The sequence below is a fragment of the Micromonospora sp. L5 genome, from assembly GCF_000177655.2.
Classification (GTDB): Bacteria; Actinomycetota; Actinomycetes; order Mycobacteriales; family Micromonosporaceae; genus Micromonospora; species Micromonospora aurantiaca.
The window spans coordinates 6,687,454-6,710,029 of the sequence record NC_014815.1 but is presented as its reverse complement, the minus strand read 5'-3'; the positions used below and the strand labels follow the sequence as shown (position 1 = coordinate 6,710,029).

17 protein-coding genes are annotated in these 22,576 nt (G+C 69.4%); 5 read left to right on the top strand and 12 right to left on the bottom strand.

All coding sequences use genetic code 11. From position 1 onward, the window contains the following. Positions 1–271 precede the first annotated feature (271 nt). The 4 genes from ML5_RS29975 to ML5_RS29960 all read left to right on the top strand — a co-directional run bounded on the left by ML5_RS29975 (position 272) and on the right by ML5_RS29960 (position 7,711). Positions 272–2,878 (top strand): LysM peptidoglycan-binding domain-containing protein, encoded by a 2,607-nt coding sequence (locus ML5_RS29975; RefSeq protein ID WP_236619332.1) that lies wholly within the window; start codon positions 272–274, stop codon positions 2,876–2,878. 314 nt (positions 2,879–3,192) lie between these two features. Then, on the top strand, positions 3,193–4,134 hold the full coding sequence (locus tag ML5_RS29970; protein WP_041784365.1) for an SMI1/KNR4 family protein: 942 nt from the start codon (positions 3,193–3,195) through the stop codon (positions 4,132–4,134). A 1,028-nt stretch (positions 4,135–5,162) separates the two neighbouring features. Beyond that, positions 5,163–5,618 carry a hypothetical protein gene (locus ML5_RS29965; RefSeq protein WP_083816976.1) on the top strand — a complete coding sequence of 152 codons (456 nt, stop codon included), beginning with the start codon at positions 5,163–5,165 and terminating at the stop codon, positions 5,616–5,618. A gap of 842 nt (positions 5,619–6,460) precedes the next feature. Next, a complete protein-coding gene (locus tag ML5_RS29960; RefSeq protein WP_013477394.1) occupies positions 6,461–7,711 on the top strand; it encodes a hypothetical protein in 1,251 nt (416 codons plus the stop codon). A gap of 176 nt (positions 7,712–7,887) precedes the next feature. Here ML5_RS29960 and ML5_RS29955 read toward each other — a convergent pair whose 3' ends face one another. Then, on the bottom strand, positions 7,888–8,913 hold the full coding sequence (locus ML5_RS29955; protein ID WP_236619331.1) for a hypothetical protein: 1,026 nt from the start codon (positions 8,911–8,913) through the stop codon (positions 7,888–7,890). Between the two features lie 234 nt (positions 8,914–9,147). On the opposite strand from ML5_RS29955, the gene ML5_RS29950 reads away from it, so the two are divergent. Continuing rightward, positions 9,148–9,336, top strand: a complete 189-nt coding sequence (locus tag ML5_RS29950; RefSeq protein ID WP_041784362.1) for a hypothetical protein — start codon at positions 9,148–9,150, stop codon at positions 9,334–9,336. A gap of 404 nt (positions 9,337–9,740) precedes the next feature. Here the strand turns inward: ML5_RS29950 and ML5_RS29945 are convergent, their stop codons facing one another. The 11 genes from ML5_RS29945 to ML5_RS29895 form a co-directional block, all read right to left on the bottom strand. Further along, entirely contained in the window at positions 9,741–10,769 is a 1,029-nt protein-coding gene (locus ML5_RS29945; RefSeq protein ID WP_013477392.1) for a C40 family peptidase, read from the bottom strand. 203 nt (positions 10,770–10,972) lie between these two features. Next, positions 10,973–11,407 carry a hypothetical protein gene (locus tag ML5_RS29940; protein WP_013477391.1) on the bottom strand — a complete coding sequence of 145 codons (435 nt, stop codon included), beginning with the start codon at positions 11,405–11,407 and terminating at the stop codon, positions 10,973–10,975. 122 nt (positions 11,408–11,529) lie between these two features. After that, positions 11,530–12,519, bottom strand: a complete 990-nt coding sequence (locus ML5_RS29935; protein WP_013477390.1) for a DUF932 domain-containing protein — start codon at positions 12,517–12,519, stop codon at positions 11,530–11,532. Between the two features lie 71 nt (positions 12,520–12,590). Then, on the bottom strand, positions 12,591–13,823 hold the full coding sequence (locus ML5_RS29930) for a MarR family winged helix-turn-helix transcriptional regulator (protein WP_013477389.1): 1,233 nt from the start codon (positions 13,821–13,823) through the stop codon (positions 12,591–12,593). 171 nt (positions 13,824–13,994) lie between these two features. Further along, positions 13,995–14,588 carry a hypothetical protein gene (locus ML5_RS29925; protein ID WP_013477388.1) on the bottom strand — a complete coding sequence of 198 codons (594 nt, stop codon included), beginning with the start codon at positions 14,586–14,588 and terminating at the stop codon, positions 13,995–13,997. Positions 14,589–14,600: 12 nt separating this feature from the next. After that, entirely contained in the window at positions 14,601–15,329 is a 729-nt protein-coding gene (locus ML5_RS29920; protein ID WP_013477387.1) for a hypothetical protein, read from the bottom strand. An 87-nt stretch (positions 15,330–15,416) separates the two neighbouring features. Beyond that, positions 15,417–16,112 carry a hypothetical protein gene (locus ML5_RS29915; RefSeq protein ID WP_013477386.1) on the bottom strand — a complete coding sequence of 232 codons (696 nt, stop codon included), beginning with the start codon at positions 16,110–16,112 and terminating at the stop codon, positions 15,417–15,419. A gap of 306 nt (positions 16,113–16,418) precedes the next feature. Further along, positions 16,419–17,270, bottom strand: coding sequence for a replication-relaxation family protein (locus tag ML5_RS31775; protein ID WP_013477385.1), 852 nt, complete (start codon positions 17,268–17,270; stop codon positions 16,419–16,421). A gap of 202 nt (positions 17,271–17,472) precedes the next feature. Next, a complete protein-coding gene (locus ML5_RS29905; protein ID WP_013477384.1) occupies positions 17,473–19,938 on the bottom strand; it encodes a type IV secretory system conjugative DNA transfer family protein in 2,466 nt (821 codons plus the stop codon). Further along, positions 19,935–21,686, bottom strand: a complete 1,752-nt coding sequence (locus tag ML5_RS29900; protein WP_013477383.1) for a VirB4 family type IV secretion system protein — start codon at positions 21,684–21,686, stop codon at positions 19,935–19,937. The genes ML5_RS29905 and ML5_RS29900 overlap by 4 nt, the downstream gene beginning before the upstream one ends. Then, positions 21,683–22,576, bottom strand: a complete 894-nt coding sequence (locus tag ML5_RS29895) for a PrgI family protein (protein WP_013477382.1) — start codon at positions 22,574–22,576, stop codon at positions 21,683–21,685. Before ML5_RS29895 ends, ML5_RS29900 begins: the two co-directional genes overlap by 4 nt.

Below are 22,576 nucleotides of genomic sequence, written 5' to 3'. Positions count from 1 at the left end.
CAGTCTCTCCCGACCGGGGAGTAGATCGTCAACCACGTTCTCGTCCCGTGATCGATTGTGCGCGCATGGTGAGAATCCTTCCTGAGGAGATGGCCCTCGATGGGTATCGCCGTGTATGCGAGAGGAAAGGGATCTACCAAGCGGGGGGACGGACAGGATGTCGCAGCAATCCCCGGACAGCGGCAACCGGCTAGCCGAATACGCGCGTCCCACGGTCTACGTCCCGCCCGCGTCGACACCGCCGCGCCACACAGCGGGGCGGGTGTCCTCCGTGATCCGACCGGTCCGGGCCACCGTAGCCACGGTCGTGTTCCTGGCCGGGGTACCGGCGTTGCTGGTGTCCCTCGACGGCAACCCGCTGAGGAGGTGGCCGTCCTGGACGCAGGTGGTGGCATGGTTCGATCAGCCGAACGAACGGTTCACCTCGACCGTCCTGGCCGGCGCGGCCGTCTGGGCGGTGTGGCTGTTGTGGGCCATGCTCGCGCTGCTGCTGATCGCCGAGCTGATCGCGCTGGCAACCCGATGGCGGATCCCGGTGCTACGGCTTCCCGCACCACTGCACCGGCTCGTGTTCGGCCTGGCCGGCACCGCGGCCATTGCCGTCACCTCCGTCGGCCAACTGAACACCGGCGGCGTTCGACCGCCGGCGGCCATCGACGCGGCCGAGGCAGTAGCTGTTCCTCAGCAAGCCCTCGCGCAGGGGCCGGCACTCATTCAGGTCGACAACACCCGCTACCTGTACACCGTCGAACGACACGACACCCTGTCGAAGATCGCCAAGCAGTGGCTCGGTGACGCCGGCCGCTGGCCGGAAATCTGCCGCATGAACAAGCACCGCCACTTCCCCCAGGCCGGCGGCACACTGCGTGACTGCGACTTGATCTACCCGGGCTGGGAACTGCGGCTACCCGCCGATGCCCAACCCCCACAGACCGCCATCCCGGGCCGCCCGCGCTCACCGCGACCTGGCACCGTCGCCCCATCCCCCCCGCCGAACAACCCGCCGGAAGCCCCGCAGCCCACCGATCCACCCACACCGGAAAACCATGAGACGGCTGCCACGCCCAGGAGCTCTTCGCCGACCACACCCACCGCACCGGACTCCGGGTCACCCACCGACGCTCCCACGCGGTCTTCGTCCTCGCCGGAAGCCGACAGCGCGCAACGCCCTCAGGACACCGACCACCAGCGGGGTCTGCAGCTGACCTCCGCGGAGTGGCTGCCCTGGTCCCTCGCCGCCGCCATCAGCGCGGCGGCTGCCCTGGTGTGGCGACAACGCCGGCGCCGCTACACCGGTGACCCCCACGACGATCCACCCACTCACCTGCCGCCTTCGGTGGCCGAGCTACGCCGTGCCGTGGCCCGAAACCCCGAACTCCCGCACCCCGACGACGGGGCACCACTGGCCACCCTTGTCCCGCTGCCGGCCGGTGGCGTCGGCCTCGTCGGCGACGGCGCAGCTACCGCCGCACGCGCCATCCTCGTAGCAGTGCTGGCCTCCGGCGACCCACACCACCCCGACGCGCGCGGCGAAGTCGTCATCGACGCCGCCACCCTCACCACGCTGCTCGGCACCGAAATGACGACCGCCAGCTCATGGCCACGCCTGCACCTCACCGACACCCTCGAAGACGCCCTCACCACGATCGAGACCCAACTGCTGCACCGCAGCCGCCTACTCGACGAACAGACGCTGACCGACCCCGAAGAACAGCAACAACCCAAGGCACCGGAAGCAAAGGTTTTGCCTCCGGTCGTCCTCATCACAGAGACACCAGCCGCCGCAGCCGAAGCCCGCGTCAAAGCGGCTCTGGCCGCGGGCGCCAGCAGGCAGGCATTCGGGGTACTGCTCGGTGAATGGCACCCCGGCGTCACCATTGACGTAGCCCCAGACGGACAGACCACCCTCATATCCGGCCAGCCAACCGAACCGCTACCGCCGCGCCTACCCATGCTCGAACCCACCACAGCGATCCAGACCCTGACCACGCTGCGAGAAGCGCAAACCGGAGAACCTGCAGCGACAACGTCGCCAGCCGAGCCGGCCACGGTCATTGCCCTGCACGCCAGCCGAAACGACACCGCACCTCAGGACCAGCCCGCGCCGACCCCAACCCCCTCCGACACCGTCGCCGGGAAGGCCCGACTCCGAGTGCTCGGTCCGCCGCGGATCGAAGACATCACCAAACCGGGCCGGTCCTTGCGCGCCAAAGCCCTCGAACTCGCCGTCTTCCTTGCCTGCCACCCCGACGGCGTCACCACCCGCGACATCGGCGAATACCTCGAACCCGACGCCCGCCTCAGCCAAGCCGACCAACGCGTACACACCAACGCCTCAAACCTGCGACACGTCCTCGGCCGTGCCGGCACCGCCGAGACAAAAAACGCCTACGTCATCAAAACCGCCGGCCGCTATCGACTCGACCCGACGACAGTCGACATCGACGTGTGGACTCTCCGTGACCTCATGCGTCGCGCCACCATCGCCACCGGACTGCGCCGCCACGAACTGTTGACCGCCGCCTGCGAGCTCTACGACGCGCCACTGGCCGAGGGGCAGGACTACGAGTGGCTCCAGCCCCACCGCGAGACGGTGCGCCGCTGGGGCACCGAAGCCCACCTACTCCTCGCCGACGACCTGCTTAAGCCAGACCCGCAGGCCGCATCTGACCTGCTGAACAAAGCCATCGTCCTAGACCGGTACAACGAAGCCCTTTACACCAAGGCCATGCACGCCCGGCACGCCCTCGGCGATACGGACGGCATTCGTACTCTTCTGCGCGCCCTGACGAGAGTGCTCGCCGACCTCGACGCTCAACCGAGCGAAGACACGATCGCCCTAGCCGCCCGGCTCGGCGCGGAGTTGGACCGTACATGACCCGACACGTCACAACGCCACGATCCGTGTGCTTAGGGACAACGACATGACGCATCGGGGGAGCCGCCCGGCGCGGACTCGCCCACCAACCTAACGACTGGCGCCTCGACCTCGGCGGTGCCGTGCGGTGGGCGATGTGACCTGACGTTCATCGAGCTCAGGTGGCGTTCGGATCCGCCGAGAACCGTGCATCTGATCGTGTGACCGAAGCCCTCGCTGGCCAATGCCTCCCGGCTGGCTGGTGTCAGTCGCGCAGCCAGCCCACGGGCTATGCTTCTGCCCCGAGTCACCCCCTGATGCGTGAAGAAGCACTGATGGACGACAGGATCGCCCGGATTCAGGCCAAACTTGCAGCCTTGCCCTCCGCCGAAAAGCCCGTTCTCAACCCCGCACTCACCGAGCAGCAGGTCTCGAGCTTCGAGGACCTGCATGGCATCCGACTGCCCGAGGAATTTAGACAGTTCGTAACCCGCATCGGACATGGCGGATATGGCCCGACCTACGGGCTGCTGCCCATGGACAGGTGGGTACCCCCGCGCATGGGAGTCCACGGTAATCTCGCCGAGCCATTCTCCCTCGTGCCTGACTCGTACGTCTCGGCCTGGTCTGGCGGTGGGGGTGAGCCGACGCTTCCTTTCCCCGGTACGATCGCGGTTGTCTGGGGAGGATGCACCCAATACACCCTGCTTGTCGTCACCGGGTCCGGCCGCGGCCGTCTGGTCGAGGTCATCGCTGGCAGCGACGTCGTGCCTCACTTCCACACCGATGCGGACTTCCTGGCCTGGTACGAGCGTTGGCTGGACTTCACCCTGGCCGGGCATCGTGATCTGACCTGGTTCTCACACCAGATGGCCGGCGACGAGCCAGAGCTCGTGGACACGCTTATCAACGGCTCAATCGCAACGCGGCGCAACGCTGCCGCATACACGTTCATCACCTATCCCCAGCCAAGCCCATCGCTTCTCGACGTCCTGGCACAGGCGCTGTCGGCGGAGCCACACCCGATCGTACGAGAAACGATCTTGCGTGCGCTGCAGGCGCAGGGTGAGCAGGGCCGTGATCTCCTGCCCGCAGCACTGACAGATCCAGTACCCGACGTTCGACGCCTCGCGGCGAGCCTCATGACCACCAACACCCGGCAAGGCATACGGCTAAGCCCCAAGCTACGGCGTACTCTCGCCGACCATCTACGCGTGGAGGACGACCGGTCGGTGCGTGACACCATCCAGCGGCTGCTTGACTTGTCGCATCGGTAGACGCAACTCCTTCTTGCGAACGTGTCGGCTGTGGATCCGGTTCCCGCGAGTCGGACGCTCCATAGCCGGATCTGCCGCTGAGAAGGCGCGGCATTTCTGAGCTTGTCGGGTTGACGACCGGGGCCGTGGGAGCGGATCGGGAGCAGTTGAGCCCAACGGTTGCTGAGCGGGCGTTGGCGTCACTAGGACGGCTTGGGCAAGCGGCCACGGCGTCTGACGAACGATGTGCAGGACGGTCCGGCAGCCTGGAGGCGTCAACCCGGTCGCGGGCCCCTGATCGGGGGAGCAGGTTGGGAGCAACAGGGTGTCCTGAACGGCGCTGAACCGCACCGAACGGCATCTGACCGCACCCAACTGCACCCACCCCTGCCTGCAGCTTTGCGTCTCCGCAGGTCAAAGTCCGCGCGGCGTCCTGCTTCACACGGAGTGATCCGCGGTTTTGGGCAGCAGTCGACAGCACTCTATGTTCCCTGGCAGGGGAGTATGCGCGGGTCGCGGCGGTAAGGAGCTGCTGAATCACCTGGCCTTGCAAGCGGGAGCAGATTGGGTGCAGGTTGGCGAAGCTGTCAACGTGCCCGAAGTGCTCACCGGGCCGGGACCGAGCAGAGGTCTTTGACGTGCGGTGATGTGGGCGAGCGGTCCGGCGTGACCGCCCAGAGAAGACCGAAGTGGTCAGCGTTGGCGGCTTCCCGCCTGCCTACTGCCGGCTTGTCGTCCTGGGCTCCCCGACGCCAGTCGCCGGGACGATCCGGCATCGACATGCGGCTCTAGATCTGCCATGGCGGAGTTGGTAGGGATTCCGGCAGTTGGGACTCGAATCCTACCGGCACCCATCTGACCAGGGCTTCCTACGCGGTGACCTCTTCGGCCTGCCCGAAGTATCAGCGTCGCGGCTCGGGTCCGTGACGGGCGGTTTGCGCTCATGCCGAGGCGGATGCCGACGGACTGGCCGTCTGACACGACACGAGAGTTGGCCCTGCGCGTGCTGGCCGACGACGGTACGGTCGGCTGGGTCATATTCTCGCCGGGTGACGGACGAGGAGACTGCGGAACTTGTCATCGATCGCTTGCTCCGAGCGTTAGCGGCGCAACTCGACTCGTCGGGGACTCGGGCTCTGGCGGCCGGTGCGGTTGAGGCGCTCGCCGGCTTGAGCAGAGGCCAGGCCGATGTCATCTTCGGTCAGGCGGGCCATCTGGTTCATTATGGCGCGGACACTGAACCGCTGAAGACTCTCATCGGTGCGATCACGGCCATCCAACGCGATGAGGCTCCGGCAGATGCCGTGGTCAAGCCGGGTGACGAAGTGCGACTCGTGGGTGAAGTGCCAGAGAGTCTTGCCGACTACGACGAGACGTGGCTCCGCGAGACCACGTTCGTCGTCCGCTACGTAGGTAGGAACGCGATGGTCGACCTGCAGCCGGACCTGATCGAGGATTATGTGATCGCGACAGTGCCGGCCGCCAGCGTGCAACCCATTCTGTAGCCTCGCCGCATCCGCACCGGTACGACTGCCGTCCATGGGTCCGGTGGATACCTCGGCGACAACCCTGATGCCGGATGCGCAGCCGGGACCATGGCCGCAGCCCGGGCGAGTAGATCGGCAACATCCACCCCGCGGAATATTCAAGGCCGGCGTGGCATCAGCGTTACGCCTCTCGCCGGCGCTCGGACCTGCCGCCCCGTGTGACAGCCCTCGGGCGGTGCGTTGCAGGCGGTCAGTTCATGCGAGGGTGTCGAGATAGCTGACGTCCGAGGCGGGGACGACACGGTCTGGCTGGCTGTGGAGGGTCTGCTCACGGCTCCCGTTCGGGCCGTGGCCCCTACGTCTCCAGAGCCGCTCAGGTCTGCGCGTAAGTCCTCCTACCGATGGCCGCTTCAGCTACCGGCTTCCTGGCTTGGTCTGAAACCAGAGGATCACGGTCGCGGCGAAGAACAGCAACACAAAAAACGCGCAGGGGCACAGCAGTAGCCACGCCAATCCTTCCATGGTGCACAGCCTAGGCTCGCCGGGGGACGCGCCGAACTCGGCAGCCTGCGAACCGCAGTAAGCCTCGCTTGGATCGGTACTGGCAGCATCCGCATCTGCCGCGATCCGCGCGGCGATGAGCTAATGAGCGGAAGTGCGCCGCACGCTTCAGCTGATCGCGCCGGGCCAGCCTCGGCCGGCCGTGCGCCTCCTCTTGACAGAAGCCCCGAACCTGGGCCGGACACGAGCACGATGTGTTCACCCGGACCGGCCTCGCCCAAGATCAGGGTGAACCGGGGTTGCCGGACCCGGTCGGGCATGGTCCACTGTTCCGCGCGTGACACGGGGGGTGCGGTGGAATGCCTGGTACGACGCTTCTGCGCTGGCAGGCGGGTCTCTGGGTGGCGGGTTGCCTTGAGCGTCTCGCACCGTACGTGCATGCGTGCGGCACGCCACGAGCGGCCGCGTTCTATCGAGACAGCGTCGACGCGTTCTGGACGGGGCACGGCGAGCTCGCCGCGCCGGACGCGGAGCGGATCGCGGCAGTAGGCGCGAAGCTCGGAGCCCTGTGCGAGGAGTGCAGCGCCGAGGCGCAGATCTTCGAGGTTATGGTCAGGGCGGCCGAGGCTGCTCGGCAGCCCATGGCCGAACCCATGGAACAGCTTGTCACGTGGACGGTGGACCTCTGGGCGGAGCTGGGGTCCGACGACGACTCGGGAGACCGGGAGGCGCAGGCGCAGCGGGACACCCTGGCGATGACGCAGCAGCCTCCCGCGCAGGCAGCAGCCCAGATCCGGATCGTTTCCGCCCGGCTCGGCGCCGAATGGGCAGCCCGACTTGCCAACCACGGCCTGCTGAACGCCGGCCCTGAGCGACCGGAGATCGTGATACCCCCGCACGATCTGACCTACCAGGTCGGTGACGTGGTGACGGTGTCATGCCCGTGGACCCCAACGGTGACCACGCGCGCCGGCAAGTACCACGCGGCGGTGCGCTGGCCGTGGGCCGTGCTCGATCCCGACTCGGCGTACGAGCCGAACGGCAGCTTCGCCTTCCCCGTCGACGAATCGACCGAGCCGTGGTGGCCGTACCAGCTGCGCCCGCCGGCGGCCGAACTCGACGTGGGCGACCGGTGCGCGGTTGGCATACCGCTGACCCGGTGCTACGTGGTGCGGTCCAACCGATACGACCCGCCGATGGACGACGGCTTCCTGCCGAGACTCACAACGAGCATCGCGCTGCTGCCGGCCGGCAGCGGATACGCGGACGCGGCAGACGTGTGGCTGGAGCGTGCCGAGCCATTCGAGATGAAGCTGCTGCACCGCCCATACGGTGCGCTTCGCTCCGGTGACACCGTCGACGACGCGGACGGTTGCCGGCTGCAGTTCGTACCGCCGTTCCTGTTCTACGCCGACGGTGGTCGAGTGCGGCCGGCGTGGCCACTAGCTTTGGTCACCCGGGACGGAGTCACGCCACCCCCGGACGCGGTCGACGCCGTCGCCACCGCGACCGCCGTCGGCAGTCATGCCGACGCAATCGAGCTCTGGCTCACCTACAGTGAGGTGCCGTACACAGCCACGGTCGCCGAAGAACTCTTCGACGAAACCTGAACCGACCACGAGAGCGAGCGACCGACGCCGCGCACCCGACGCCCGCCTCCGGTCATCGGTTCAACGGTCGGACGCCCGGGCGTTGACCGAGATCAGGTGCACTGATCTGCCGCTACGAGGCGACGCAGATACCTGCACGTCATGCCTCGGAGCAGGCACGACGGCCGCAGGGGTCGTTACCCTGCGTGGCCTTCGGTTGGCTGCGGCGCGTGCGGGAGATCAAGACGGTCGACGAGGGTAGGCAGCGCGACCTGGTCGAAACCCTCCGGTGTCGTGCGGAACCAGTAGGGCTGAAGCATCTGCTTGCCACCACCTGGGGCGATCGTTCCGTCCGGGTTTCGGGCGGGAGCATCGAGGCGATCGACGAGGCCGTACGCGGTCAACTGCCGGTGGGTGGCGTATATGTCGCGGTGAATCCCGTACCAGGTCTCGCGTTGGGGATTGTTGGCGTAGACGCCCGCCTGACCAGCTACGGGATAGCGGGCTTCGAGGTCGCGCAGCATGAGGTACGTGGTGATCTCTGCGGCAGACAGCACGTGCACCCATCCGTTGAGGAAGAACGACGCTGGCAACGAGATCACCGCGCTGCGTCCTTGGGCCGGTCCCGGCGGCCGAATCCATGCCGGGTCGACCGTGCCGACGTCGCTGGGCAGCGGGACGGTATAAGCGGACTCGCGGCCCTGGATGCGTCCGCCGTTTTCCAGGCGGAGACGGAAGTAGTCGTATCTGCCCCGGAACCCTGCGCGGCCCCGCAAGCCCACCAGATTCTGCTGCTCCAGCAGAGCGAGGGCGCGCACGAGTTGGCGCCGCATCCCGGCCGAGCGGGGCGTGGTGCTGGTGACGGCGGGCAGCAGATCGACCCAGGCGGCCTGCAGCTTGCTCCCGTTCAGCAGCGGCCGCGTGTTGGTGACCGCGAAGCCGGCGCGGTGCTGCGCCTGCGTCTCGAAGAGCGCGATCAGATACAGATGCAGCGCCCATCCCCTCATCGGGGCAAGCGCCGCAGCAGGCGACGCCACCACCGGGGCGCTCGGCTCGGGCGTTCTGGCCAGGATGAAGGTCCGGCGAACCAGATAGAGCGTCGGGTTCTGCCCGCCGCCCTCATGAATACGCCGCAGTTCGCGCCGCGCCCTCATATACGCCGGCCCGTGCGCGCGCAGGGAGGCGACCCGGGCGCGGTGGCGCTGAGCATCGCGAGCGTTCACGCCGTGCAGAATATGTGACCGATCAGCCGTACCAAGAAGTTCCTTCGCCGAGAGCCACAGAGAAGACGAAACCGATCCATGCCCCCACCTGTAAATATCGACTTTCGCCTGTGCGGCTGATCGGTCAGAGGGCGGTTTGTCCTGGCCCGATTCAGGTGCGACTGTTTCCCCGCGGCCCGCACTGATGAGGCTCGGCAGAACGTCGGCCGGGCGGGCTCGACGAAGGGGGACTGAGTGAACACTGGCATTCTGGTGGGGCTGGGCGTAGCGGTCGCGATGTTGTACTCGGCAGCCGTCGGAGTGACCGCAGGATGGCTCTCCTGGCTCGATGACCATCGCGTGCCGCGGGCGCTGCTGATTGGCGGTTCAGCATCCGGCGGGGCGCTCGCGCTCGCGGTCGCGGTCGCAGCCCTGCTGGTGTGAGAGACAGAACCGGCGACCAACTCGCCGCGGCGGCGCACAGGCGGCACTCTCAACAATATCGGCCTCGTGTACGACAACCTCGGGAGTCGCTGACCTACTACCAGCAGGCCCTGCCCTTGCGCGGGAGGTCGGCGGACGGGCCGGCGAAGCGGTCACCCGCTTCAACATCGCGATGATTCACTTGGGCGGGGCGACCTCGACCAGGGCGATCAGACAACTCGAAGTCTCCATCGAACTCGACCTCCAGTCCAGCCCCCGACCGCGCCTCCGACATCGCCGCACTCGAACAAGCCTGAATTGTCGAGTAGTACGTGAGCCGATGGTTGAGCAGACGCGAGGGCCATGGCGCCGGGCAAGCGGCGTCCGGCGGCATCGACTGTCCCGAACGTAGGATCGTGCCGTTCTCAAGCCGGCTCCTTGACGATCCGTCGGATCTTGGCGATCTGGTCGTTCCAACTGCTCAGCTGAGTGATCTTGACGAGGTCGCCGGTCTGCGGGGCTTGGATGATGAGTCCTTCGCCGAGGTACATGCCGACGTGGCGTGGGTGGGACGGGGTGCCGTTGCTGCCGGGGATCAGGATGAGGTCGCCGGGTAGCAGGCGCGTCGAGCTGGCTACTGGTGTGCCGGCGTTGGCCTGGTCGGTGGTGATACGTGGGATGGAGATGCCGGCTGCTCGGTAGGCCGCTTGCGTCAGGGATGAGCAGTCGCACTGTTTGTGGGGGTCGTTGGAGTGGGGGTCGGTGCACGTGCCGCCGAAGTGGTAGGGCGTGCCGAGTTGGGCAGCGGCCCAGAACACTGCGGTTGTTACGGCTGGCGGGGTGTCGGAGGGCAGCGTGAATCCGGCCGGTAGGGCGGCCAGTGCGTCGGGGGTGCAGTCGGCGAGGGTGCTGGTGAGCTGCTCCACTAGGCGGAGGGCATCGTTGGTCCATGTGGCGTATGCGTCCGGGTAGGCCGATGCTTGGACCGCCTGGGCGGCCTGGGTGAGTGGCATCGTTTCCCAGCCGGGGATCGTGAGGAGCTTGTCGAAGAATTTGCCTGCTTGATAGGCGGGTTCAGACAGTTGTGCGACGGTGCCCCATCCCTGGCTTGGGCGTTGTTGGAACACCCCGATGGAGTCGTGGTCGTTGCGGGTGCCTCGGTGGGGCAGGTTGCGGAGGCTGGATTCCTGCATGGCGGTGGCGACGGCGATGACCCAGCCCCATCGAGGGACGCCTTTGGTGACGCCGATGTCGATGATGGTCGCGGCTACGTCAAGTTGCTCGGCATCCCAGGCGCCGACGGTGGGCGGTCGCCCGGAGGGATGCATGTTGGGTGTGGCGGCGATGCCGCACCCTTTGGAGCCAGCGCCCGTGACGGCCGTCAGCAGGAGCATGGGCAGGCCGAGGCAGGCAACGGCGACGAGGCTGACAATGCCGGTGATGGCTCTGGTCATGGCGGCGGCCTCTCAATATGGCTGGGATGGCGGATCGGACAGGAGCCGTCGCGAGCAGGCTCGTCGGCGGCGCGGTAGGCGCGGTGCATGGAGGGCCTTTGAAGGTGATGAAGCGGAGAATGACCGTGGGCTGCCTACGTGGGCGGCCCACCTCATTTGCTCGATCGGCCGATGAGTGCGCGGCGCGTCAACACCGGCTGCCCTCAGACCTCTGTACCTCGGTTGTGCCTGGACTGGTCCTTGGCCGTCTGGTCCTCGGTGACGCGGCGGTAGATCGCGATGCATCGGAGGATCAGCTCGTGTGATGGCAGGGTCAGTAGCCGCTGCCGTTTGTCCTCGCGGAGCTTGTCCCAGATGAGGACGGTGACGGTGGCGGACCACACGTCCACAAGCACGCCGTCGATCTTTGCGTACTGCCGGGCGGCGACGATGCGTCGCAACGTGTCGATGAGCGTGGCGTCGCCCGGCGGATGGTTGGCGTCGTCGGGCCGGGCGGCCTCGGGCAGCAGGGTGTAGCAGTCCTCGCAGGTGTAGTCGATGCGCGGCGGGTTGTCGGTCGCCCACCGCTGCACGTCGGTGGCGGGTAGGCCACATACCGACTGCCGTAGATCGCGGGGGTGGCGGAGGTGGCCGGTCATCAGCGGGTCCTCTGGTTTGTACCGAGCCTTCGGGTGCTGGGCGGCGTCACGTGGGGTTTCCGTTCCTTCGGGCCGGGGCAGCGGCGCGGTGACCGCTGCCCCGGAGGCGATGGATGTGGCGGTCAGACCTTCAGTAGGTCGAAGGCGGCGACTTTCAGGTCGCCGGTGTTGCCGGTCAGCACCCGATTGGCGCGGACGAGGTCGTTCTTGGCGGGCTGGTAGTGGTCGAGGTATTCGGTGATGGCCTGGTATCCGGCCCACCGGCTGCCGGTGATGGCTTTCTGGGTGTCGGCCTCGCGGATCAGGTACTTGAGGGTGCCGAGGCGTTGCTTGGCGTTGTTCTTGGCCTGCTCGGACGCGGTGTCCTTGACCGGCCATACCTGCGCGACGACGTTCTCGAACTCCCGCATGGTCAGCTCCGCGTTGAGCATCCGTTCGGCGGCCTTCTCGAAGGTCTCCATGTAGGTCCACATCAGGCCCAGGGCTTCGCGGGCCTGGCTGATCTGGGAGTTGACGTTGGAGGTGTGCCGGAAGGTGTAGTGGCCGACGGCGTGCTGGAAGGCGGCGCGTTGGGTGTTGGCGCAGACCACCCGGATCGGGCTGGCGTCTACCCGCAGGGCGGCGCTGCCGTCGTGGGAGGTGGTGCCGATGAGGTACAGGTCGAGGCGGTCCACCCCGGCGATCTCCATCGCGTCGGGCAGCTTCATCGTGACGAACACGCTCTTGCCGCGGCGCAGGCTGCCGGCGGTTTCGAAGTGGGCGCCGCCGACCTGGTCCACGAGCCGGTCGAGCATCTCGGCGCACTGCTCGTTCTGGACGACCGTGTAGTCGGTGCCGACGATGCCCAGGTATTCGGTCTGGCCGGTGACCGGGTTACGGCGTACGGTCATTCGCTTGTCGTCGGCGGGTACCTGCACCTCGGCGCCGTTGAGGATGTCGATGCCGACGGTGCGGATGGTGCGTACGCCCCAGTTGCCGAGGCGGGCGGCGGCCATGATCTCTTCGGCCTTCATCGTGTCCTGGGTGACGGTGCCGAGCTGGTGCCAGGCCGACAGGCGTGCGCTGGCAAAGGCAGTCGTTCCGTCGGTGTAGGTCTCGAGTTCGTGCGGCACGGGGATGCTCCTCTCAATGTGCTGGCGGGGGCCGAGTACGCGGCTCGGCCCCCGCAGGGAAGTGGCGTTGGTCAGGACTGGTCGGTGCTGCCCGCGTCGGTCTCGACGGGGTTGTCGCTGTCGGGTTGCGTCGGGTGGACGAAGGTCAGCGGCGCGTCGGAGACCAGGACGATCCGGCCGCTGGCGGCGGCCTTGGTGCAGTTGTTCCGCACGGCCCCGGAGCTGATCGCGCGGCCGAGTTGGCCGGCGAGCACGGTGGCGATGTCCTGCGGGGTCATCTGCTGGCCGGGGTTGGCGGCCAGGACGTCGAGGGTGAGTCTTTCCAGTTCGCCGCGGCCGAACGGTGGGCTGCCGTCGGCGTTGACGGTCCCGTCACCGCGCGGCCCCGTGCTGCGGGCGACGCGCGGCGTGCGGCCGGGTGCGCGCAGCGGCATGGCGACGACGTGGGTCTCGCCGTCTGCGTCGACGACGTGCAGCGTGCCGTCCGGTCGGATCAGGGGCAGCACCGCCGCTGCGGCGATCGGCATGCTCGTTTGGCCGCGGACGACCTGGGAGCACAGCGGGCAGCGGGGCGGCTCCGGGTTCGGGTCCACCTCACTGGCTCTGGTCGGTCCGGCTACCCACCGCTCGGGCAGGCCGGGCAGTCGACGGGCGGCGTCGGCCTGTTCCATCGCGGTCAGCAGCCGGGACGCGGTGGCGTGTCCGATGCCGCTCTCAGCCACGATCAGGTCGATGGTGGCGCCGGCGTCGCCGTAGTCGGCCAGGACTCCCTTGATGGCCATGACCTTGCGGTCACCGGGCCGCGCCGGCTGCACCGCAACGACGGCGGAACTCTCACCGGCCTCGCTGCTGTCGTCGTCGCGTCCGCGGCTGTCGTCGTGATCGGTCTCGTCTTCCGCCTCATCCGGCGCCTTGTCCGCGTGGTCGTCGCGGGATGGATCAGCTGCGCCGCCGTTGGCAGGTTCGCTCGCCGAGGTGTCGAGATCCGATCCGATGAGCTGCTCGCTCTCGTCGTCCGCGGCGGCGGTCTGCTGGTCGCCGAGATCGACGGCAGCGTCCGGTTCCGCAGCGGCGGCGCCGTCCGGAGCGGGCAGGGCCCACCGGGTGGACGCGCCGTCGGCCGCATCGGCGTCGGTGTCCACCGGAACGATCAAGCCGGCGTCGGCCAGGGACTTGAGTGCCTTGTCGGTGGTCGAGCGCGCCTTTCCGGCGCGGTCGGCCAACTCGTGCACGTCACCCTGGCCAAGGTCGGTCAGGGCGTCGAGGACAGCCTGCGCTGCAGGCGTCAGGGACAGGTCTTTCATGGGGTTCCTCTCTTGGGGACGTAGTTCGGATAGCGGCGCGAGTGAGGCCGCCCGGATGGTGAGCCGGGCCGCGGGTGACAGCCGGGGCGGCAGGCGCGCGTCGGGAGCGCCGTGCCGTGCGAGGTGTGCCATTCGTCGCCCGGTGAAGGGCGCCGCGATGAGACCGGTCGATTACCGGCCTGAGGTGGTGGGTGCGCCTGCCGCAGGCTGCAGGGTGTAGAGGCGGTTCTCGGTGCGGTCCCGGTAGATGCCGGCATCGCTGTGGGACAGCCGCACCGAGCTGACGCTGCCGGGCGGCCGAAACCTGGCGTCGGAGCTGCCCACCCTGACGTCGGCCGTGTGTCCCGCGAGGTTGAGCGCGCGGCAGGAGTCGGTGTGCGGCAGAACGACCAGCACGGTGTCGCCGGGGTCGACGTAGCGCCGACGTACCTGCTGCCCAGGGTGGGTCAGCGCGTAGGCGGTCCGCGTCTCGTCGCCGATGAGGGCGTCTATCCGAGCGCGGGCGTTGCCGTACTCGCCGGCCAGGTTCTGGATCGTCTTAGCCGCTCCCGTGATAGCGGCGGCGGATGCATGTAGGTCGTCTTCATTGAGGAGTCTGGTACGCAGGTGGTCGACGGCGAGCAGCAGCTCGTCGCGTAGGTGCCGGAGATCGTCGGCGGCCTCGGGTAGGTGCGCGGCGGCGGGGACGGGGTCGACGGCGTGTTGGTCGAGGGTGCGGCCGGTCGCCGCAGTAATCCACCGCTCGACCAGGTTGAGGTGCGGCATCACGCTGCCCCGTCAGTCGGTGAGGTGGACGAGTTCGGCGGGGGTGAGCTGTGCGGGAGTGCGGTTGTGCCAGGCGTCGGAGTGGCGCAGGTTCCACCAGCGCAGCAGCGTCCGGCAGGCCGAGGTGAGCTCACCCCGGATCGGCAGGGAGTACACCGTGGCGAGCGGAACCTGATGCGCACGGGCAACGTAGGCGGTCGGCGCCCATCCCCGTTCGGTGCGGGTGACCTCGCCGACGATGCGCTGCGGGTAGGGGATGTCGAAGGCGGCGGCGGCTTCGGCGTCGGGTATCACCAGCCACGTGTCCGGATCCTTGCGCTGCAGGGTCGCCACGCCACGCGACGGGTCGCAACGCCGCAGAAGCACGTGTCGCTCGTCGCCTTCGTTCATCGGCCGGTGGTTGCGCCAGGCGCGGTAGCAGGCAGTGAGCGTGACGCCGAGGACGGTGTGCCGCTCGCGGGCGGCGAGAGCATCGGTGACGACCTGGTGGTGACCGGGGATGTACAGGCCGGCGTGCGCAGCCAGTCCTCGTCGGCCTGTTTCGGCGAGCGCACCCAGCCTGGTGAGGGCCTGGTCGAGGTTGGTGGTGCTGTCGGTGAAGTCGAGCGCGGTCTTGTGCAGGAGGCGGGCAAGGTCACCGATCGGTTCGGCGGTGGCGGTGTCGTGGCGCCACTGTTGCTCGGGCAGAACGTCGTTGGTGTCGGCGGCGATGCGCCGCAGCACCGGATCGGTCAGGAACATCAGGGGTCTCCTTCCAACTGTGGGGACATGGCGAAGGCCGGTCGCAGCAGGGCTGCGACCGGCCGTGGTGCTTCGGGTCGGGGGGTGTCAGGCGATGGTGACGGCGCACAGCCGCGCGCGTCGGTCGAGGCTGCGCAGGTAGGCGCAGGCGTCGTTGAGGAAGCGGAACCGGTCGGCGACGGAGCCGCCTGCGGGGGTGAGAAGGCGACCGTCGGTGGTGATCAACGCGTCGCCGACCAGGGCGATGCGCCAGTGCAGGCCGGTGTAGGTGGCTTCGCCGGCTTGGTAGGCGGGCAGCTCGTACGGGTCGAGGTGGTGGGCGAGCATCGCCAGGACGCGGGGTTGCTGCTCAAAGCGTCGGCGGGCCTCGTGGGCGCTGACCTTGGCGGGATCGGCGTGGTGCTGGGCGAGGTAGTCCTCAAACGGCCGGGCCGGGGGAGTGGTCGCGGCGACGTGGGTGTGCCAGGCACGCCAGCGCAGGGCGGCGTCGTGTGCGGCGGTGGCGGCGGTGCCGGTCAGGTCGAGGCGGCTCTTGCGGCCGCCGGCGGCGATGGTGATCGCGCCGAAGCGGCGGGCGGCGTCGAGCAGGTAGTAGCCGATGAAGCGGGTCAGCCAGCCGATGAGGCAGCGGTGCCGGACGCGGTAGCGGCGCGACGGCGTGCCGTTGGCCTGCAGAAGGTCGTGGACCTTTTCGGAGGCGGCGAACCAGTCGGCGTCCTGGCCGGGGGCGAAGCAGACGGTGATGACCTGGTCGGTGAGGGACGTGTTGGTGAGTGCGGGCATGACGGGGTGCTCCCTTCGCGAAGGCATGGTTCGACTGCGGGTGTGGTGGTGCCACCGGGATGCGGCGTCTGTGGTGGAGTGCTGCCGGGAAAGGCGCGGGGCGGGTCACGGGGCCGACCGGATGGTGGGCCGAGGGGTGACCCGCTGGCGCGGGCAGATCCGGGGAGGACAGACGGGCTGCGGTGCGAAAAAAGAGAAGAAGCTGCACCGTAGCGTCGTGACCTGACAGCACGCCCTCGACCAGTAATCATGATCATGTGCTTCACCTGCGTTGACAGGTTCCGGCGGGTCGGCTGACAGGTCGTGTCAGAGGACGAAGACTCCGTCGTCGAAGTTGGGGTTGTCCGCCACCGGCTGACCGTGGTCGGTGGGTAGCTGCGCGAGCCCAACTCTGCCGGTGGCGCCGACCGGCAGCCACACCGCTTGCGCCGGGTCCGTGTCATGGGTGGCGGTGGCGACGAGGACGTCGCCGCGTCGCCCGCGTAGGAGCCGGTGCAGGTGTTCCTCCCGGGCGGCGCTGCCGAGCCAGAACAGCACCGGGTACCGGATGCCGACGCGTCGGGTCAGGGTGGCGTAGCGGTCGAGTTTGCCGGTCAGCCGGCCCAGCGGCTCGGTGCCGGTGTCGGCCTCCAGCCAGAATCCGACGCTGGCGCCGGCGGCGGTCCAGATGCCGTGGCCGTCGGCGGTGATGGTGCGGAACTGCCGGGTGGTGGTGCGCTCCGACCACCACCGGTCCAGACGCGCCTCGGGATGGCGCCGGGTGTGGGTCTTGAGCCGGACGAAGAACTCGTTGACCGTGAGCAGGTGGGTCAGGGTCGGGCTGGCCGACACCCGTTGCACGGCTTGCCGGCTCGCCCGGGCGGTCGGCTCGGGGCGTTCGTGGGCGGCGGCCTGGAACCGGTGTCCGTTGTGGCCAAGGGTCCAGTGCCACGGCTGGCTGCCGCCGCCGGTGCGCGCGAACCGGAACCGGTCCAGCAGGCCCAGCCCGTACAGCTCGCTGAGGCGGATCTGGCAGGTACGTCGGGCCAGGAAAAACAGCTGGTGGATCTGATCGGTGGTCAGGACGTGATGGTCGTCGAGGAGGTGGAGCAGCTGCCGGTCCCGGCTGGTGATGTGCGGGTAGATGGCCAGCAGGTCAGCAGAGCGCGATTGCGGCATGGGTACCCCTGCAGAGAGAGTCCCGGTAGGGAGTCTGGACGAGTTGATCTCGCGGACAGGCCGACGGCAGGCCAGGCACGGGCAGGTCAGGCACCTGACAGACGGCTGGGGGAGGGCTCGGGCGAGGTCTCGTCTCGCCGACACCCCCAAGCGAGCCCTCACCGCAGCACCCGGACGAGGCCCGAAACGAGCAGGCCTTCGCTCAGCGCTCCCGGCTGGCCATCCGCCGTTTCATCACCGAGCGGGCGACCTGCTGCATCGGCGGCTCACCGTCGGCGCGGCGGTGCGCGGCGGCGCACTCCTGACGGATCGCGGTCGCCTCACCCACCACCTCCGCCGGCGGATTGGTGGTGAACGTGAACGCAGGCAGCTCCCGGTTGCCGACCAGCAGCCGCGCGGCGGCGGTGTAGACGTCGAGGTGGGCGAGGTCGTGCTCGTCGAGCTCCGGTCTGGTGTGGCGGGACAGTTCCCGGGCGTCGGCCGGGTCGACGTTGAAGAACAGCTTCGACCGGGCGTTGGCGGACACCGCCGCAGCGACATCCTTCGGGAGCTGCGCCAGGTCCTGGTGCGCCAGCACCAGACCCAGCCGGAACCCCCGCGCCTCGGCCAGCATGTCCCCGACCGAGCCGGGCAGGGTCAGGAAGTTCTGACACTCGTCGACGTACAGCACGGCGTCGCGGCGCTGGTCCTCCGGGATGCTGGCGCGGGCGATGGCGGCCTGCCAGACACGGGCGACAATCAGCGAGCCCAGGATCCGCGTCGTCTCCTCCCCGAGCACCCCCTTGGGCAGCCGGCACAGCAGCACCCCGCCGTCGAGCACCCGACCCATGTCGAACGAGCTGTGCGCGTTGCCGATGACCGACTTGACGAAGTCGCGCAGCAGAAACGCCCGTAGCCGGGCCAGGACCGGGGCGATGACCTGCCCGCGGAACTGCTCGTTGATGCCGTCGTACCAGACCCAGAACCCGCCGAGACCGTCCGGGTCGTCCAGGCCGTGGGTGAACCGGGCCCGGAAGTCCTTGTCCTGCAACAGCGACGGCACGAGGCTCAGCGTCGGTTTGGCGTGGCGCATCAGCGTCAGGCACGCCACCCGCATCGTGTCGTCCATCCGCGGCCCCCACTGCCCTTGGAAGATCTTCGCGAAGATCCCCACCAGGTTGTCCACCGCCAGGTGCGGGTCGCCCCGGTCATCGAGCGGGTTGAAGCAGCCGGGGTTCTCCTGGTCCGGGTCGATGATCACGATCTTGTTCGCGGAGGTGGCGGGGAGCCGGTCGAGGATGTCGGTGATCAGGTCTCCGCGCGGGTCGATGACCACCGTGCCCCGGCCGGCTTTGATGTCGCCGAGGATCATGTTCAGCAGCAGCGTGGACTTCCCGACGCCGGTCTTGCCGACCACGTGCACGTGCTGGCGGGCGTCGGTGACGGTCAACCCGACCTTGTGGCGGCCGATCTGCGCGCGGCCGAGCATCTTGACGCCACGCCCGCCGCCGGGGACCTGCACGGGCGCCGGCACAGCCTTCGCTCGGGCGCGGTCCAGGCCGGGCACGGCGAGGTCTTGCGGCAGCGCGGCGAGGGCCGCGAGTTCCGCCACGGTGGCCAGGAACCCCCGCCGCAACCGGCGCCCGGCGAGGGTGGCGACCGGGTGGGGCATTTTCATGCGCCGCAGCCGGTTCGGGCCCGTGTACGTGGCGGCGGCCGAGGCGATGGTGTGCCCCAGCCCGATCAGCCGCTCACGGGTCTGCCTGGCCCGCTCCGTGTTTGGTGGTGTGGTGGCCGGGTCGCGGGCGACGGCGAACCGGACCGCGATCTCGAAGTGCGGTACCCGCACCGCCTTGTCCACGACCGTGCGGGCCTCAGCCGCGGCCACCGGATCCCGCTCGGCCACCCGACCCGCCGCAGCCGAGGCGCGCGGCGGCCTGGACGGGCCCGGCGTGAACACCTCGAGCAGCCACAGCAGCGGCTCGACGGCCAGCCTCGCCATGCCCGACACCGCCCGCGCGGCCAGGTCCGGCCGCCCGTGCGGGTGGGTGGCGGCCGTTGCCGCGGCCCGGCGGGCGGCGCGGACCCGGCGGGCCGGCGCCGGCCGGGCGAGGACCTGCACGCAGGCGTGCTCGCGGGGGCCGACCTCGGCGCCGGCGGCGAGCAGCGCCCGCAGCGGATCGGTGTCGTGGTCGCTGCGCAGCGGCAGCCCATCGGGGTGCTGCGGCCAGTGCGCCCCACCCACCCCCTCACCGACCTGCGGCGGGATCGGCGCGGCGGCATCTGTGGTGGTGATGGTGGCGGCGGGCCAGGCCGCGCGGACGGCGGCCTCGACCGCGCCGGGCGGCACCGTGCCGGGCACCCAGACCCGGATGGTCAGCGCGCGGCCGGTCCACGTGTACTCCCAGCCGACATGCGGGTAGCCGAACACCCGGCGGCGCCACACCGACGGCGTGAGGACGCCGGTGAGGGTGGTCCAGAACGCTGCGGCGGCCTCGGCGGTGACCTGCGGTGGGGCGGCGATGGTCAGCCATCGCGCGCCGGCGGTGAACCGCCGGTGCCGCCAGGCGAGCACCTGGTCATGCCCGAACACCGCCGCGACAACGATCGCGGCGGCGACGAAGGCCAGCCACGGCCGGGCGAGCACCCAATGCCCCATCTCGGCGGGCCAGCCCGGGGTGGCGGTCACTCGGTCTCCCCGATGCCCGTGACGGCGATCGCGTGCTCCGCGGCCGACCCGACGCTGCGAAACGGGATCCGCGACCGGCCCGCGACGAGCAACCCCTCGCCCCGGGGCGCGGCCAGCAGCAGCCGCGCCTCACCCGCGGTGAGGTTGAACGCCTCCACCACAGCGTCGATCGACTGAGTGCTCTGGCGCATCAGCACCTGCGTCGCGGCGTTGGACACCACGGCGAGCCCCAGGTCGGTCGACAGCACATCCGCCGCGTCCTGCGTGACGACGCACAACCCCGCCGACCGCTTGCGGGCCGCCTTCGCCATCCGGAACAAGAACCGCGCGCCCTCGCCGTCGCGCATCAGCAGCCACGCCTCATCCACCACCACCAGATGCCGACCCCGGCTAGTGCCGGCTGGCGGGGTGTCGATGCCCGACCAGATCGAGTCGAGCGCCATCAGCGTGCCGACGGTCCGCAGCTCGTCGGGCAGGTGCCGCAGCGACCAGACCACCAGATGCCCGTGCGGGACGGTGGTGGTAGGCCCGTCGAACAGACCGGCGAAGTTCCCCACCGTCCAGGGAACGAGCCGGGCGGCCAGCTGCTCGGCCGCCGGATCGCCGTCCCCGGCGAGCACCTCGGCCAGGTTACGCAGCAGGGGAGCGGGCTTCGTCCAGGTGCCCGGGTCGGCGTTGATTCCGGCGCGGGCGTAGGTCGCGGTGATGGCCCGGTCCAGGGCCGCGCGTTCCGCCGGCGGCGGGGCAGCGCCCAGCATGACCGCGATCAACGTGTGCAGGTACAGGCCACGTCGGGTGAGCGTATCCGGCCGCCGGTCATCGGGCAGGTCGAGCGGGTTGATACGCACCCCGGGCACGCCCAGCTGCACCACCGTGCCGCCGACGTGGTCGGCCAGCGGCGTGTACTCGTCCTCCGGGTCAATGGCGCTGACGGTCGTGCCCTGATACAGGTTGCGCAAGACATCGAGCTTGACGAAGTAGCTCTTGCCCGCCCCGGAGCGAGCGAGGACGACCGAGTTGTGGTTGTCCTGCGCCCACCGGTTCCACACCAGCACCCCGTTGGAGGTCGTGTTAACCCCGTACAACACCCCCTCCGCCGAGGCGACGTCGCCCGGTGTAGGGGCGGGAAGGTCTGGCGAGGCGAGGGGAAACGCCGCCGCGAGAGCGGTGGTGTCCAGCACACGGCGCATCCGCAGCGGGTCCACCCCGACCGGCAACGTCGAGAGCCAGCCCTGCTGGTGACGGAACGTCGCCGGTTGCAGGTCCAACAGCACGCTCGCCGCAGCGGACTTCACGCCCTCGGTGAGGGTGGCCAGGTCGTCGAGGGTGCGGGCGTGCAGGGTGACGTAGATGCCGACCTCGAACAATTTCGCCGCCCCACGGGCGACCCGCTCAGCCAAATCGGCGGCATCGGCCGCGGCGGCCTCGACCATCGGATCGCCCAGCCGGCCGGCGTCGGCGTCGAGCCGGCGCGAGGATTCGAGGCGGGCGCGTTGACGCTTCAGCATCGGCGCGGCCAACTGCGGCACCACCGGGTCCAGGTGCACGGCGACGTCGACGCGCCCCGGGTAAGACAGCAGCGGGTCGAGCCACGCCGGGCCGACCTCCGCCGGGTAGCCGCACACGACGTAGGTGGCGGCGTAACCGTCACCAACCCGCACATGCGACGGGGTGAGCGACAACGCGGCCGGCGCTGGCATGCCCTCTACGACTCGGACACTCTTCTTGGGGGTTTTCAACAGGTTCATGTGCTGCTCCGCAAGGTGATGGGGACGCCGGGCACCGCGCGAGGGCCGGGTGCCGGTGGGGAGAACGGGTCGACCGCGCCCGCGAGCGCGGCGCACACCGCAGACCCGTCCAACACGGCGGCGTGCACGCCGAGCCCGGACAACGCCCGCACCGCGGTGTCGCCCGCTCGCGCGCCGGTGACGACCGCCAGGACCTGCCGGCGCAACGGATCACGCTCGCCGTCAAGCTCCAGCAAGAACGCGGCGTGGTCCTCGGCGGCGGCCTGCAGCGCCCGGTGCGGCAGGCGCCGGGCGTGATCGGCGACAGCGCTCGCGTGTGCGGCCAGGTCGTGGCGCTGCGCGGCCACGACGATCTGCGCCGGCCCGGTCAAGCCGTTGAGGAACCGGCCGAACCCGTCCAGCAACGCGCCCTGCTCACCGCCCGTGCGCAGGTGAACGTTGGTGGTGCCGCAGGCGATCACCACCTTGTCGCTACCCGCGCTGGTGAGCACACCAGCGGGGCTGACCGCCGTCACCGGCGACCGCAACAGCGCCGGCACGATCGGCTTCCCCTCCACGGCCGCGCCCGGGACCGCGCGGGCCGCGCCGGGTGTCAGCACGCGAGGGCTGTGCGAGAGGGTGAAGGCGTGCCGCAGCCACACGTCCAAGGGCAGGCCGTCGCGGCGGCCGAGCGCCACCACGACCGCGACAGCGAACACGACGGCACCGCCGACGAGCCACACGGGCCGCGGCAGCAGATGCCCGAACGAGCGGTAGACACCGGCAGCGGCCAAGCCGACGCCGCCGATGATGCCGAGCTGACGGAAGGTGAGCCCGAACGCGACCCGGTCGGGCTCGTTGACGTTGGCCGGCACCACCGCACGCGGCGCCGCATCATCCAGATTGTTCAT